The organism is Sphingomonas montana (genome assembly GCF_001956315.1).
GTDB lineage: Bacteria > Pseudomonadota > Alphaproteobacteria > Sphingomonadales > Sphingomonadaceae > Sphingomonas_R > Sphingomonas_R montana.
The window spans coordinates 87,639-103,110 of sequence record NZ_KV887143.1; the positions used below are offsets into that span (position 1 = coordinate 87,639).

At 68.1% G+C, this 15,472-nt stretch carries 10 protein-coding genes; 5 read left to right on the plus strand and 5 right to left on the minus strand.

What is annotated here, in order from left to right; genetic code table 11:
• The first annotated feature begins 75 nt into the window (after positions 1-75).
• Together tsaD and BKY59_RS03930 are read left to right on the plus strand one after the other, a co-directional pair.
• The gene (tsaD, locus tag BKY59_RS03925; RefSeq protein ID WP_076068791.1) at positions 76-1,110 is read left to right on the plus strand and encodes a tRNA (adenosine(37)-N6)-threonylcarbamoyltransferase complex transferase subunit TsaD; all 1,035 of its coding nucleotides are present in this window, start codon (positions 76-78) and stop codon (positions 1,108-1,110) included.
• Positions 1,107-2,081: an NAD(P)H-dependent glycerol-3-phosphate dehydrogenase gene (locus BKY59_RS03930; protein WP_076068792.1), complete on the plus strand. Its 975-nt coding sequence runs from the start codon at positions 1,107-1,109 to the stop codon at positions 2,079-2,081. The genes tsaD and BKY59_RS03930 overlap by 4 nt, the downstream gene beginning before the upstream one ends.
• Positions 2,082-2,085: 4 nt before the next feature.
• On the opposite strand, the gene BKY59_RS03935 is transcribed toward BKY59_RS03930, so the two are convergent.
• Together BKY59_RS03935 and mutS are read right to left on the minus strand one after the other, a co-directional pair.
• Positions 2,086-2,250, minus strand: a complete 165-nt coding sequence (locus BKY59_RS03935) for a DUF1674 domain-containing protein (RefSeq protein WP_076068793.1) — start codon at positions 2,248-2,250, stop codon at positions 2,086-2,088.
• A gap of 84 nt (positions 2,251-2,334) precedes the next feature.
• Positions 2,335-4,917 (minus strand): DNA mismatch repair protein MutS, encoded by a 2,583-nt coding sequence (mutS, locus tag BKY59_RS03940; RefSeq protein ID WP_076068978.1) that lies wholly within the window; start codon positions 4,915-4,917, stop codon positions 2,335-2,337.
• Positions 4,918-5,094: 177 nt separating this feature from the next.
• Here mutS and BKY59_RS03945 point away from each other — a divergent pair, with 177 nt between their 5' ends.
• Positions 5,095-7,350, plus strand: coding sequence for an NADP-dependent malic enzyme (locus tag BKY59_RS03945; protein ID WP_076068794.1), 2,256 nt, complete (start codon positions 5,095-5,097; stop codon positions 7,348-7,350).
• 132 nt (positions 7,351-7,482) lie between these two features.
• Here BKY59_RS03945 and ppc read toward each other — a convergent pair whose 3' ends face one another.
• Both ppc and BKY59_RS03955 read right to left on the minus strand, forming a co-directional pair.
• Positions 7,483-10,158 carry a phosphoenolpyruvate carboxylase gene (gene ppc / locus BKY59_RS03950; protein WP_076068795.1) on the minus strand — a complete coding sequence of 892 codons (2,676 nt, stop codon included), beginning with the start codon at positions 10,156-10,158 and terminating at the stop codon, positions 7,483-7,485.
• 74 nt (positions 10,159-10,232) lie between these two features.
• Positions 10,233-12,095 carry a DUF885 domain-containing protein gene (locus BKY59_RS03955; protein WP_240499947.1) on the minus strand — a complete coding sequence of 621 codons (1,863 nt, stop codon included), beginning with the start codon at positions 12,093-12,095 and terminating at the stop codon, positions 10,233-10,235.
• Between the two features lie 48 nt (positions 12,096-12,143).
• On the opposite strand from BKY59_RS03955, the gene BKY59_RS03960 reads away from it, so the two are divergent.
• Positions 12,144-13,166 carry a quinone-dependent dihydroorotate dehydrogenase gene (locus tag BKY59_RS03960; RefSeq protein ID WP_076068797.1) on the plus strand — a complete coding sequence of 341 codons (1,023 nt, stop codon included), beginning with the start codon at positions 12,144-12,146 and terminating at the stop codon, positions 13,164-13,166.
• A gap of 88 nt (positions 13,167-13,254) precedes the next feature.
• Complete coding sequence (locus tag BKY59_RS03965; protein WP_076068798.1) at positions 13,255-15,039, plus strand: AMP-dependent synthetase/ligase; 1,785 nt, start codon at positions 13,255-13,257, stop codon at positions 15,037-15,039.
• Between the two features lie 6 nt (positions 15,040-15,045).
• On the opposite strand, the gene BKY59_RS03970 is transcribed toward BKY59_RS03965, so the two are convergent.
• Positions 15,046-15,447: a hypothetical protein gene (locus BKY59_RS03970; RefSeq protein ID WP_076068799.1), complete on the minus strand. Its 402-nt coding sequence runs from the start codon at positions 15,445-15,447 to the stop codon at positions 15,046-15,048.
• Between the last annotated feature and the right edge of the window lie 25 nt (positions 15,448-15,472).

Below are 15,472 nucleotides of genomic sequence, written 5' to 3' on the forward strand. Positions count from 1 at the left end.
CCTAATCGCTGCGCGCATGTTCCGCAAATCGGCACATGCCCTGTACGCAATCCCGACCGCGTGGCAAAAGCCCCCATGACCCTGATCCTTGGCCTGGAATCGAGCTGCGATGAAACCGCGGCCGCAGTCGTGCAGGGCGACCGGACTATCCTGTCGCACCGGCTTGCCGGGCAGGAGGCGGCGCACCGTCCCTATGGCGGCGTGGTGCCGGAAATCGCGGCGCGCGCGCATGTCGAAATGTTGATGCCACTGGTCGAGGGCGCGCTGGCGGATGCGGGCTGCACGCTGGCGGATGTCGATGCGGTTGCGGCGACCGCCGGGCCGGGCCTGATCGGCGGTGTGATGGTCGGGCTGGTGACGGGCAAGGCGCTGGCGCTGGCGGCGGGCAAGCCGTTGATCGCGGTCAATCATCTGGAGGGTCATGCGCTCAGCCCGCGGCTGTCCGATCCGGACCTGGCATTTCCCTATCTGCTGCTGCTGGTGTCGGGCGGGCATTGCCAACTGCTGTTCGTGGAGGGGGTCGACCGCTATCGGCGGCTGGCCACGACGATCGACGATGCCGCGGGGGAGGCGTTCGACAAGACTGCCAAGCTGTTGGGTCTCGGTTTCCCCGGCGGCCCGGCGGTCGAGATCGCGGCACGGCGCGGCGATGCCCGCAAGGTGCCTTTGCCGCGGCCGTTGCTGGGTTCGCCCGAACCGCATTTTTCCTTCGCGGGTCTGAAGAGCGCCGTGCTGCGCGCGCGCGATGCGGGCACCCACCAGCCGGACGATATCGCGGCGGCGTTCCAGCAGGCGGTTGTGGACTGCCTGGTCGATCGGACCCGTCGCGCGATGGAGCGCGTGGACGGAGCGACCGCGCTGGTCGTGGCCGGCGGGGTGGCGGCAAACGGTGCGGTGCGGTCGGCCCTGTCGGCGCTGGCGGCGGCGGGGGGGCTGCGATTCGTCGCGCCACCGCTGTGGCTGTGTACCGACAATGCGGCGATGATCGGCTGGGCCGGCGCGGAACGCCATGCGGCGGGGTTGTTCGATCCGCTCGACATCGCCGCCCGGCCACGCTGGCCGCTCGATCCGTCGGCGGAAAAGGCACGCGGTGCGGGGGTGAAGGCATGATCGGCATATTGGGCGCGGGCGCGTGGGGCACCGCGCTGGCCCAGGTCATCGCGCAGGACGGCGAGCCCGTCCTGCTATGGGCGTACGAGCCGGACGTGGTGGCAGCGATCAACGACACCCGGCGCAACCCGGCCTATCTGCCGGATCGTCCGCTGTCGGATCAGATACAGGCAACGGGTGATCTGGCCGCGTTGGGCCGGTGCGAGGCGTTACTCGTCGTGCCACCGGCGCAGCATCTGCGCGGCCTGTTGGCGCAAGTGCCGGGTACTGCGCCTCGCATCCTGTGCGCCAAGGGAATCGAGGCAGGAACCGGCATGCTGATGTCGGAAGTGGCTGCGGAAGCCGCGCCGGGCGCGTCGGTCGCCGTGCTGTCCGGCCCGACATTCGCGCATGAGGTGGCGGACGGCCTGCCGACGGCGGTGACGCTGGCCTGCGAGAATGAGGCGCTGGGTGGCATGTTGGCGGCGCGGATCGCACGGCCCGGTTTCCGCCCCTATTTGAGCAGCGATGTGATCGGAGCCGAGATTGGCGGGGCGGTGAAGAATGTCCTTGCGATCGCCTGCGGCGTCGTCGAGGGCGCGGGGCTTGGCCAGAACGCGCGCGCCGCGCTGATCGGGCGGGGCTTTGCCGAAATGACCCGGTTCGGCCTGGCCCGCGGCGCACGGGTGGAAACGCTTGCCGGGTTGTCCGGGCTGGGTGACCTTGTGCTGACCTGTTCGTCGGTCAGTTCGCGCAATTTCTCGCTGGGCAAGGGGTTGGGACAGGGATTGTCTGCGACAACCCTGCTGGCGGACCGTCGGACCGTGGCGGAAGGGGCCTCGACCGCGCCCGTACTGGAACAGGCCGCTGCCCGCGTCGGCGTGGACATGCCGATCGTATCCGCAGTCTGCGCGCTGCTGGCGGGGCGGATGGCAGTGCGCGACGTGGTGGATCGCCTGCTCGCCCGCCCGCTGAAGAGCGAGCATGTCTGACGGATCAGAAGTCCCAGGCAATACCCTTGCTTTCCCAATCGCCGTAGCGCGTGGGCTCCGGTCCCTTTGGGCCACCGCTTTCCGGCTCCGGCGCGATGGGCTCCGGGGTAGGCACTGGCGGATTGGGGGATAGGTTCTTGGGCGGTACGAAATCGGTGGGGCGTGGCATGGCGCTTGTCTCCTGTCGACCGTGCCGTTCCCATGTGGGCAGTAGTGAGCGTGCGGCAAGGGGCCGGGCGCCTGTTCGATCGCGTCACCCCGGATCATTCTCCAAGATCGTCTTGAGGCGGTAGACAAGTTCCAGCGCCTCGCGCGGGGTGAGCGCGTCTGCATCGGCCGCGGCAAGCGCGGCATGTAACGGATCGACCTTCGGTTCGGCTGCCGCGGCCGCCGCGAACAGTGGCAGGTCGTCCAGCCCGGCAGCCAGACCCCCGGTGGCGTTACGCCCCGCCTCCAGTTTCGCCAGCACCGATTTGGCGCGGGCGACGACGGGGGCGGGAAGCCCCGCCAGCTTGGCCACCGCCAGCCCGTAGCTGCGATCGGCCGGACCCCGCACCAGTTCGTGCAGCAGGACCAGTTCGCCCTTCCATTCCCGCGCACGGACGTGATGGAGGGTCAGGGCATCGAGCCGCTCGGCCAGCCGGGTCAGTTCATGATAATGGGTTGCGAACAGGCAGCGGCAACGATTGCGGTCGTGGATCGCCTCCACCACCGCCCAGGCGATGGCGAGACCGTCATAGGTCGACGTGCCACGGCCGACCTCGTCAAGGATGACGAAGCTGCGCGGCGTCGCCTGCGCCAGGATCGCCGCGGTCTCGACCATTTCCACCATGAAGGTCGATCGGCCGCGCGCCAGATTGTCGGACGCGCCCACCCGGCTGAACAACCGGTCGACCAGCCCCAGTGTGGCGGACGTCGCGGGCACCGGGCTGCCGGCCTGCGCCAGCACCGCGATCGCCGCATTCTGGCGCAGGAAGGTGGACTTGCCGCCCATGTTGGGCCCGGTCACCAGCCACAGCCGGCTTTCCTCCGACAGGGCACAGTCGTTGGCGACGAACCGCCCGCCGGCACACGCCACCGCCTGTTCTACGACCGGATGCCGCCCGCCGACGATGTCGAAACAGCTGTGATCGACGAGCGTCGGCCGGCACCAGCCGCCTTCGCCAGCCCGCTCGGCCAGCCCGGCCGCGACGTCGATACGGGCGAGCGCATCGGCGGTGCCGGCGATCGCGTGGCGCCGGTCGAGCACGGCCTGGGTCAGTTCCTCCAGATGCGCCGCTTCGGCGGCCAAGGCATGCGCGCCGGCCTGTCCCACCTTGACCGCATGATCGTGCAGGTCCGGCGCATTGAACCGGACGACGCCGGCCAGCGTCTGGCGGTGGGTGAAGCCGGATTCCGCGCGCATCAGCGGATCGGCATGACGCGCGGCGACTTCGACATGATAGCCGAGGACGCCGTTGTGACGGATGCGCAGCGTGGCGATGCCGGTTTCGGCGCGGTAGCGTGCCTCGAGCCCGGCGATCGCGCGCCGTCCGTCGCCGCCGGACGCCCGCAGCGTATCGAGCGCGGCGTCATAGCCTTCGGCGATGTAGCCGCCCTTGTCCGCATCGACGGGCGGCATCGGGACCAGGGCGCGCGTAAGCTGATCCACCAGCGCACCATGCCCGGCAAGCTGCGGCAGCAGGGTCATGAGCAAGGCCGGCTGGTCGTCCAGCCGGCCCAGCCGATCGTGCAGGCCGCGTGCCTCCGCCAGCCCGTCGCGGAGCTGGCCGACGTCGCGCGGCGAACCGCGGCCCGCCGCGATCCGGCCGAGCGCACGGCCGATGTCCGGTTGCGCCTTCAACGCACGGCGGACCGTATCGCGGAGGGCTGCGTCCGCTTCGAACAGCGCGACCAGATCCAGCCGGGCCTCGATCGCACCCCGATCGGTCAGGGGGGCGGCAATATCGGCACGCAGCAGGCGGGCACCTGCGCCGGTCACCGTCCGGTCGACCGCGTCGAGCAGGCTGCCACGCCGGCCACCGTCCGTCGCCTGCGTCAGTTCCAGGCTTTCGCGCGTCGCCGCGTCGATCAGCATATGGCCCGCGGCCTGGCGGCGCTCGGGGGGTTGCAGGAACGGCAGCGTACCCTGCCCGGCATTGTCGAGATAGGCGAGCAGCCCGGCCGCCGCCGACAGTTCGGCGCGGGAAAATGCGCCGTAGCCGTCCAGCGTGGCAACGCCGAACAGCGTCTTCATCCGCGCTTCGCCCGCGGCGCTGTCGAACCGGGCGCGCGGGCAGGGGTAGGCCCCGTGGGGGGCGTCCTCCAGCGTGTCGGGAACGACGATCTCGGCGGCGGACAGACGCGCCAGTTCCGCGTCGCGTTGTCCGCGGAGCACGCATCCGATCTCGAACCGGCCGGTCGAGATATCCGCTGCCGCGATCGCCAGTTCGCCGCCTGCCTCCGCCAGCGCGACCAGCCAGTTGGCGGCCTTCGCATCCAGCAACGATTCTTCGGTCAGCGTGCCGGCGGTGACGACCCGCACGATGCCGCGCGCGACGAGCGATTTCGATCCGCCGCGCTTCTTCGCCTCCGCCGGGCTTTCGGTCTGTTCGGCGATGGCGACGCGGTGACCCGCCTTGATCAGTCGCGCCAGATATCCTTCCGCCGCATGGACCGGCACGCCGCACATGGCGACGGGTTGCCCGTCATGCATGCCGCGCGCGGTGAGCGCGATGTCGAGCGTGGCGGCGGCGGCCTTCGCATCGTCGAAGAACAGTTCGAAGAAGTCGCCCATCCGGTAGAACAGCAGGCAATCCGGCACCTGGGCCTTCAGCACATGATATTGCGCCATCATCGGCGTTGCGGTGCCGGTGTCGGTGACCCCGTCGGTCTGTTGCGATCGTGCCATGTGGCACGGTCCTAGCCCGTACCGCGGCCGGATTGAAGCGAAGACGCGCCGGGGTGCGTGGATCCACGCTTGTCCCCCCCGTCCGCTTCGCCCACTAATGCGGAAAATGGACGGAGAGACGGCATGAGCATCATTCAGTTTTCCGAGCGGGAGGCCTTGCTGTTCCACAGCCAGGGCCGGCCGGGGAAGATCGAGATCATCGCGTCCAAGCCGATGGCGACGCAGCGCGATCTAAGCCTGGCCTATTCGCCCGGGGTCGCCGTGCCGGTGCTGGCGATCGCCGCCGATCCCGACTGCGCCTACGACTATACCGCCAAGGGTAATCTGGTCGCGGTCATCTCGAACGGCACCGCGATCCTGGGCCTCGGGAATCTGGGCGCACTGGCATCCAAGCCGGTGATGGAAGGCAAGGCCGTCCTGTTCAAGCGGTTCGCCGACGTCGATTCGATAGATATCGAACTCGCGACCGAGGATGTCGACAAGTTCATCGCGGCGGTCGAGCTGATGGAGCCCAGCTTCGGCGGGATCAACCTGGAGGATATCAAGGCGCCGGAATGCTTCGTGATCGAACAGACGCTTAAAGAGCGGATGAACATCCCGGTGTTCCATGACGACCAGCACGGTACGGCCATCATCGCGGCCGCCGGGCTTATCAACGCGTGCCACCTGACCAACCGCAACCTGAAGGATATCAAGGTCGTCGTGAACGGGGCGGGCGCGGCATCGATCGCGTGCACCGAACTGGTGAAGGCCATGGGTGTCAGTGCCACAAACGTCGTGATGTGCGATTCCAAGGGTGTGATCTACCAGGGCCGGACGGAAGGCATGAACCAGTGGAAGTCGGCGCATGCCGCGGCGACGGACGCCCGCACGCTGGCCGATGCGGTGGCGGGGGCGGATGTGTTCCTGGGCCTGTCGGTCAAGGGCGCGTTGACGCCGGACATGGTCCGGTCGATGGCGCCGGACCCGATCATTTTCGCGATGGCGAACCCGGATCCGGAAATCCTGCCGCCAGATGCAAAGGCGGTGCGCGCGGACGTCATCATCGCGACGGGCCGTTCGGACTATCCGAACCAGGTCAACAATGTCCTCGGTTTCCCGTTCATCTTCCGTGGCGCGCTGGACGTGCGGGCGACCAGCGTGAACGACGAGATGAAGATCGCGGCGGCCCGCGCGCTGGCCGACCTCGCACGGCAGCAGGTGCCCGAGGAGGTGGCGATCGCCTATGGCGGCACTGCGCCGCGGTTCGGCCGCGAGTACATCATTCCGGCCCCGTTCGACCCGCGGTTGCTGGAGATCGTGCCGGTGGCCGTGGCGCAGGCGGCGATGGATACGGGCGTCGCACGGCGGCCGATCCCGGACATGGACGCGTATCGCGATGCGTTGAAGGCGCGGCTGAACCCCACCACGTCGATCCTCCAGCTGGCCTATGAAGGCGCGCGCCGCAGCCCCAAGCGCGTGGTGTTCGCGGAGGCTGAGGAGGAGACCGTGCTGCGCGCGGCGATCGCATTTCGCGAGGCGGGGCTGGGTACGCCCGTATTGGTCGGGCGCGACGAAGTGCCGGACAAGCTGCGCGCGCTGGGCGTCGACGATCCGTCCACGTTCGAACTGCACAACAGCCGCAATTCGCCACTGATCGAACGGATGGTCGATACGCTCTACGCCCGGCTGCAGCGGCGCGGTTATCTGCGCCGTGAGGTAGAGGCGATGGTCAACCAGGACCGCAACATCTTCGGCGCGCTGCTGCTGGAACTGGGGGAGGCCGATGCGATGATCACCGGGGTCACCCGCACCTACGCCCAGACGTTACGGCAGGTGATGCGCGTGATCGATCCGATCGACGGACGGCGGCCGTTCGGCATCCATGTGATGGTCGGGCGCAGCCACACCGTCTTCATGGCCGACACCACCGTCACCGAGCGGCCTGACGGTCCGGCGCTTGCCGACATCGCCGAACATACGGCCGAGGTCGCGCGGCGGATGGGTCAGGAACCGCGCGTCGCGTTCCTGAGCTATTCGACGTTCGGCAACCCGGACGGCAAATGGGTCGACAATATCCGCGACGCGGTGAAGATCCTGGACGGACGCGACGTTGGCTTCGAATATGAGGGGGAAATGGCGCCCGACGTTGCGCTCAATCCGGCGGTAATGAAGAATTATCCGTTCAGCCGGCTGTCCGGCCCGGCCAACGTGCTGGTGATGCCGGGGCTGCAATCGGCCAACATCTCGGCCAAGCTGCTGCGCGAACTCGGCGGCGATGCGGTGATCGGCCCGATGCTGGTAGGGCTGAAGCACCCGGTGCAGATCGCGACGATGTCGGCGACGGCCAGTGAACTGGTGACGTTGGCGGTACTGGCGGCGGGTGGTATCGCGCGGTGATTTTGCCGAGATGGGCGACAGGGACAAGCCCGCCGTCCTTCATCCCGGCGAAGGCCGGGATCTCCCTTGGGCTTGAAGTGCGCGCTTCACAGGAGAGAGATTCCGGCCTGCGCCGAGATGACGGCCATAATGCTACCCGCTGTTCCGGAGCGCCGTGGCGATGGCGTTGATCGAGAGCTGGATCCCCTCCCGAATGCGCGCGTCGGTTTCGCCCGCTCGGTGACGCTTGAGCAGTTCGATCTGCAACAGGTTCAACGGTTCGATATAGGGCAACCGCAACCGGATCGATGCATCGAGCGCGGGGCTGCGTTCCAACAGCCGGGTCTGGCGGGTGATGCCGAGCAGGCCGGCATGAGTGGTATCCCATGCGGCACGGATCCGGCCGAAGATGCCCATGCCCAGCGTCTGATCCTCGACCAGCACGGTATAACGTTCGGCCAGCGCCATGTCCGACTTGGCCAGCACCATTTCGAGGTTGGCGAGCGTCGCCTGGAAGAACGGCCAGCCGGCGACCATGTCACGGAGCAGGCCCTTGTCCTCGAACCGCGCCAGCGCATCGCCGACGCCGTACCAGCCGGGCAGCATGACGCGTGCCTGTGCCCAGCTGAACACCCAGGGTATGGCACGCAGGTCCTCGATCCGATCCGACTTGGTACGGCTGGCGGGGCGGGACCCGATCTTGAGATCGGCGATTTCCGCAATCGGCGTGAATTGCCGAAAGAAGGTGCGGAATCCATCGGTTCCGTAGACGAGTTCGCGGTAGCCGGTGAACGCATCGTGCGACAGCCGGTCCATCGCGGCGGAGAAGCGCGCGGTGTCGGCTGCGCTGAGCGTCGGTGCCTCCAGCGTCGCGAGCAGGGTCGCGGCGGTCGTGGCTTCCAGGTTGGCGATGGCGCTTTCGCGCGTGCCGAACTTTGCCGCGATGACCTCGCCCTGTTCGGTGATGCGGATCCGGCCCTGGACGGTGCCGGGGGCCTGTGCGCGGATCGCGGCGAACGACGATCCGCCGCCACGCCCGACCGCGCCGCCGCGCCCGTGGAACAGCTGCATCCGCGTGCCCGATTCGGCGAAGACGTCCGCCAGCGCGCGGCTGGCGCGGTTCAGGCTCCAGACCGAGGTCAGGTAACCGCCGTCCTTGTTCGAATCGGAATAGCCGACCATCACCTCCTGATGGCCGCGGTTGCCGGTGATCGCGGCGATTTCCGGCAGTGCGAACCAGGCCCGCATGACGGCGGGTCCAGCTTCCAGATCCTCGATCGTTTCGAACAGCGGAACGACCATCAGGTCCGATTGCGGCGTCGCCTCGCTGCGGTAAAGCCCCGCTTCCTTGAGCAGGACGCAGACCTCCAGCAGGTCCGACACGGTCGCGGCCTTTGAGATGATATAGGTCGTGATCGACTGGTTGCCGTAGCGGCGGTGCGCGGCGGCAGCGGCGCGGACGATGGCCAGTTCGGAGGTGGTCTCGTCGGAATAGGTGGCGAAGGGCGACGACAGCAGCCGAGTGCCGGCCAGTTCGCGGCGCAGGAGTGCGATCCGTGCGTCTTCGTCCAGCGCCAGATAATCCGGTTCGACGCCGGACGCGGCGAGCAGCTCGGAGACAACGCGTTCGTGGACATCGGCATTCTGGCGCAGATCGAGCGTGGCCAGATGGAAGCCGAATGTCTCGACCGCACGGATCAGCCGGCTGAGCGCGCCGCCGGTGGCGAGCAGGCCTTCCCCCGATGCGGCCAGTGCGCGCGCCAGTTCGACCAGGTCGGCGCGGAACGCCTGCGGATCGGGATAGGCATCGCCCGGCAGCAGTGCGGGGCGGGCCGGCTCATGGCCTATGATCGCGCGATAAGTCGCAGCGAGCCGCGCATAGATGCCGCTGACCGCGCGGCGATAGGGTTCGTCGCGCCGCGCCAGCGCATCGTCATGACTGCGGTCCGCCAGGGCGGTGACGGCTGCGGTGGTGGTGGCGAGTTCGGTCGAGATCGACAGTTCGGCCCCCAGCGCGTGGAGCCGGTCGAGATAGTCGCTCAACACCGCGTCGCAGGCGCGGCACAGCGCCGATTCGAGCGTATCGGCGTTGACGTTCGGGTTGCCGTCGCGGTCGCCGCCGATCCAGCTGCCGGGCCGCAGGAAACTCTTCGGTCGGTGCCCGAGCGCCCGTTCCCAGCGGCCGTAGAGTGCCGGAAGCACGGGCAGGAAGACATCGCGCAAGTAAGCGAGCGCGGTTTCGACCTCGTCCGCGACGTACAGCCGTTCGCGCCTGAGCGGGCGGGTCTGCCACAACAGCGCGATCTGGCGGGCGATCGCCGCGTCGATCATGTCGCCGTCGGCGGTTTCGGTTTCGCCCGCGTCGCGCAGCGCCATGAGCGCCGCGATCCGGTTGCGATGGTCGATCATGCTCTTGCGCCGCACTTCGGTCGGGTGCGCGGTCAGGACCGGGGCGATCAGCGCCTGATCGAGCAGGGCGGCGGCATCGGCCCGCGACACGCCCTCGGCCGCCAACCGGTCGAGCGCAGCGGCGATGTCCGCCCCCGGCTCCGCGGCGACGCCCTGCCGATCCTCGGCCAGGTTGGCGAGCATGGAGAACAGCATGAAGCCCCGGACGAACGCAAGCGTATCGTCGAGTCCGAGCGCATCGAGCCCGGTGTCGATCGTGTCGGCCCCGGCCACGCCGCGCGCGCGATCGACCGAGACCGAACGGATATATTCGATCCGCCGGAACAGCGTGTCCCCGCCATAGGCGCGGATGACATCGCCCAGGATCCGCCCGAGAAAGCGGATGTCCGGGTTTTGGGTGATCGGAGGGGAAGTGGCCATGCCCCTATGCTGCTATGCGGCAGCATGGGGGTCAATGGTCTATGCGGGACGACCCGCCGCCGCGATCCCCGCCGCTACGAGGCCTTCGTCGCGGCAATCCAGGCGTCGACCCGGCGTTCGAGGATATCGAGCGGCAGCGGGCCGCTCTTCAGCACGACATCATGGAACGCGCGGACGTCATAGGCCTGGCCCAGTTGCGCCTGCGCCCGGTCGCGCAGTTCGCTGATCTTCAGGCGGCCGACGAGATAGGCCGTCGCCTGCCCCGGATAGACGATGTAGCGTTCGATCGCCTTCACGATCCCGCCGGGCGCGTCCGCGCTGTTGTCGCGGACATACTGGATCGCGCGTTCGCGGGTCCAGCGTTTGTGGTGTAGGCCGGAATCGACGACCAGCCGGATCGCGCGATGCAATTCGAGCTGGAGCCGGCCGAAGTCGCGATAGGGATCGGTATAGAGGCCCATGTCCTTGGCCAGCTTCTCCGAATAAAGGCCCCACCCCTCGGTATAGGCGGTGAACCCGCCATAGCGGCGAAACGGCGGCAATTCGGTCAGTTCCGTCTGGATCGCGCGCTGCAGATGATGGCCCGGAATACCTTCGTGGTAGAACAGCGCCTCGACCTCGAACAGTGGCATGTCGGCCATGTCGTACAGGTTGGCATAGTAGGTGCCTGGCCGCGATCCGTCCGGGGCTGGGCTCTGGTAGAACGCCTTGCCGGCCGATTTTTCGCGGAACGGTTCGACCGCCTTCACCACCAGCGGTGCCTTTGGCAGGACGCCGAACCACATCGGCAGTTTCGCGGTTACCGCCGCCCGCGCCTTCTCCGTTTCCGCCAGATACAGCGCCCGGCCGTCCGGCGTGTTGGGCGCGTAGAAGCGTTTGTCCGTGCGCATGAACTCGAAGAAGTCCTGCAACGAACCCTTGAAGCCGACCTGTGTCATGATCGCCTGTATCTCGCGGTGGATGCGCGCGACATTGTCGAGCCCGACCTGGTGGATCTGGTCGGGGGTCATGGCGGTGGTGGTGTAGTTCTTCAGCCGTTCGGCATAGTAAGCGGCGCCGTCCCTGAACCGCCAGATGCCGTCGTCGGTGCCGGCGGTCTTCTCCTGCGCGGTCATCGCCACGATCAGGCGGTCGTAGGCGGGCTTCACGATACGGACCATCGCATCCGCGCCGGACTGCAGGATCCGGGCCTTGTCGGCCGCTGGAATAGCGAGCGCGGCGACCTTGCTCTTCAGGTCGGCATAGAGCGGCGCATCGGGACCCGGCCCGAACGGTGCCCCGGTGATGACGTTGCGCGCATCCGAGATGACGTAGGGATAGACCCATTTCGGCGGCTGGACGCCCAGTTTCGCGCGACGGGCCGCGGTCGCTATGGCGGTGTCCATTACCGGCCCGATGGCACGCAGCCGGCTGACATAGGCATCGGCATCCGCGCGGTTGGTGATGCGGTGAATGTTGATGAGGAACGCGGGCAGCCGGCTTTGCACGCCATTCATCTGATCGAACATATAGTCGTTGGCGCGATACGCCCAGGCGGCCCGGCGGCGATCCGCCTGCTGGACGAACAGTTCGTAGGACAGCTGGCTGTCGGGCGACAGCTTGGCCGGATCGAACCGCCGCTTCATGTCGGCAAGTGCCGCCTGGTCGGCGGTGTAGTCGCGCAGACGGGCCGCCTCGCTGCCGTCGTCGAGCTTGCCGTAATCGCCGTCGCGAATGCCGCGATAGGCCTTGGCCTGCGGGCTGCGGGCCAGCTGGGCAGCATCGACCGCAGCAAAGAATGCGGCGAGCGCGGCATCCTGCGGACCCGGCGCGACGGCGGTCGGTGCCGTCGCCCGGACGGCGGGCTGCGCGCCGGCGAAGGAGGCCGGCGCGGCGGCCACGATCGTACCGGCGAGAAGCATATGGACGAGACGCATGGTGTCGAGATCCCCTGTCATGTGCGGTCAGCCTAGCGACCCCGCGTCGGGCCTGCCATAGCGGTGGGCATGCGCGCCTTCGATCTCGTCCGCCCCCTGCTGTTCCGCATCGACGCGGAACGCGCCCATGCCCTGACGATCGCGGGGCTGACGCGGCTGCCCGAACGCGTGCCGAAGGTCGATCCGGTACTGACGACGACGGTGGCGGGCATCGCATTTCCCAACCCCATCGGGCTGGCGGCGGGGGTCGACAAGAACGCGCAGGCGGCCGCCGGCTTCCTGACGCTGGGGTTCGGGTTCGTCGAGGTGGGCACGCTGACGCCGCTGGCGCAGGACGGCAATCCGCGGCCTCGACTGTTCCGGCTGCCCGCCGACCGCGCGGTCATCAACCGGATGGGATTCAACAATGGCGGGCTGGATGCGGGGCTGGCCCGGCTCGCCGCCCGGCGGCCGAAGGGCATCGTGGGCGTCAATGTCGGCGCGAACAAGGACGCAACCGACCGGATCGCGGACTATGCCACCGGCGTGGCGCGCGCGTCCACAGTGGCGGACTACGTCACGGTCAACATCAGTTCACCCAATACGCCGGGCTTGCGCGGGTTGCAGACCGGGAGCGAGCTGACCGCGTTGCTCGCGGCGGTCCAGGCCGCGCGGGGGACGGTGCCGATATTCCTGAAGGTCGCGCCCGACCTGGACGGGCCGCAGATCGACGGGATCGCGCGTGCCGCGATCGACAGCGGGATCGACGCGTTGATCGTATCGAACACCACGATCGCGCGGCCGCCGCTGCGATCACGCCACGCAAGCGAGGCGGGGGGGCTGTCCGGCGTACCGCTGCGTGGCCCGGCGCTGCAGTGCCTGCGCGATTTCCGCAGTGCGACGGGAGGCGCGATGCCGCTGATCGGCGCGGGCGGGATCGGATCGGCGGCGGATGCCTATGCCCGAATCCGGGCGGGCGCATCGCTGGTGCAGCTCTATTCCGCGCTGGTCTATGAAGGGCCGGGGCTGGCGCGGCGGATGACGCGCGACCTGCCCGCGCTGCTGACGCGCGACGGGTTCGGCAGCGTCACCGAAGCGGTCGGCACCGGATAGTTTGATCCGATTATCGTTGCCGGGCCGGGCGGCGGGGGTAGGATCGACGGCGATAGGGGCGCGTGTGACGGGCCGGGCAGGAGCGGACATGCGGCAACTGGAAATCTTTCCCAATCTGGTCACGATGTTCTTCACCCGCGCGGCGGAACGCGGCGACGCGCCGTTCCTGTGGACCAAGCAGGACGGAAGCTGGACGTCGATCAGCTGGCGGACGGCGGCGGAGCAAGTCGCGGCGCTGGCCGCGGCGTTGCGGGACATGGGGCTGGACCGGGGCGACCGGGTCATGCTGGTGTCGGAGAACCGGCCAGAATGGTGCGTGGCCGATCTTGCGATCATGGCGGCGGGGTGCGTGACCGTACCGACCTACATCACCAACACGGAACGCGACCATGCGCATGTCCTGAGCGACAGCGGCGCGCGGGCGGTGATCGTGTCGACCGCGCGGCTGGCGCGCACGCTGCTTCCGGCCGTCCTGCGATCGACGCATTGCGACCTGATCGTCGGGATCGATCCGATGGGCGTCGGCCAGCAATCGGGCGATGTCCGGTTCGCCGACTGGCGGACGCTGGTGGCCGGCCCCGCCGACGTCGGACGGTGTGCCGCCGGCGCGGATTTCGCGCGGGCCGATCTGGCGTGCATCCTGTACACATCCGGCACGGGCGGCGCCCCGCGCGGGGTGCGGCAGCATCATGGCGCGATCCTGCAGAATGTAGCCGGCTGCATCGACGTCATCTCGACGGATTTCGGATGGGGAGACGAGGTGTTCCTGTCCTTCCTGCCGGCATCGCACGCCTACGAGCATAGCGGGGGCCAGTACTTCCCGATCGGGCTGGGCGGGCAGATCTATTATTCCGAGGGGCTGGAGAAGCTGGCCAGCAACATCGAGGAAGTGCGGCCGACGATCATGGTCGTGGTGCCGCGACTGTTCGAGGTGTTGCGCACGCGCATATTGAAGCAGGTCGCCAAGCAGGGGCGGGTGCCCAATTACCTGATGGCCCGCGCGCTGGCGATCGGTGCGGGCCGGATGGCGGGGCGTGCGCGCTGGCGCGATCTGCCGATGGACCTGATCCTGTCGCGCACGCTGCGCCCGAAGATTTCGGCGAAGTTCGGCGGCCGGTTGAAAGCGATGGTATCGGGCGGCGCGCCGCTGAACCCGGATGTCGGCACATTCTTCGATGCGCTGGGCGTCACCTTGCTGCAAGGCTACGGACAGACCGAGGCGGCACCGATCATCTCGTGCAACCGGCCGGCCGCCGGCATCAAGATGGATACGGTCGGGCCACCGCTGATGGGGACGGAGGTGCGGATCGCGCCGGACGGTGAGATACTGGTCCGCGGCGAATGCGTGATGCACGGCTATTGGCGCAACCCGGCGGAAACGGCGCGCGTGCTGGTCGATGGCTGGCTGCACACCGGCGATATCGGTCATGTCGACGATGGCGGCCGGGTGGTCATCACGGATCGCAAGAAGGACCTGCTCATCAACGACAAGGGCGACAACGTCGCGCCGCAGCGGGTCGAGGGCATGCTGACGCTGGAACCGGAAATCCTGCAGGCGATGGTCTATGGCGATCGGCGCCCGCATCTGGTGGCGCTGGTCGTGCCCGACCCGGACTGGGTGCGGGAGTGGGCAGTGGTCAATGGCGTCGGTGCCGTCGCGGCGCCCAACGATCCCGGGTTGGCACGTGCGCTGTCGGCGGCGGTCGACCGCGTCAATGCGGGGCTCTCGGTGACGGAGAAGATTCGCCGGATCGCGGTGGCGGACGAGCCCTTCTCGATCGCGAACGAGGAATTGACGCCGTCACTGAAGATCCGCCGTCACGTTATTCGGGCCCGTTACGGACCGCGGCTGGATGCGCTCTACCGGAAATAACCCAGGCTATTTCGCCGGCGTATAAGGCACGAACGATCCCAATCCGCACGACCCGACCGGAAACCGCGAACTGCGATCGACGAGCGAGATGATGTCCCCGCGGCAGAGTCGCGTCGACGGGGGCTGCGACACGATGATCGGATCGGACCGGAGGTTGCAGCCACCCGCCGGCTGATTCACGTAACGGGTGCGCCCGATCCGGTAGATGATCGTATCGGGGTTCGACAGCGTCATGGAGCTGCGCACGCGTGGCAGGCTGATGCAGTCCACCGGCTTGCCCGCCACCGTACCGGCAAGTTCCTTGTCCAGTGCAGGGGAATGTCGAACCGAAAGGTCGGCGCGCGGCGCCGCGACGGCAGGCAAGGCGACAGTAGCGATGAGGAACGCCGTCGATATCCGAACGAGCATGGCCGGTCTCCTGTCGCGGTGCGGT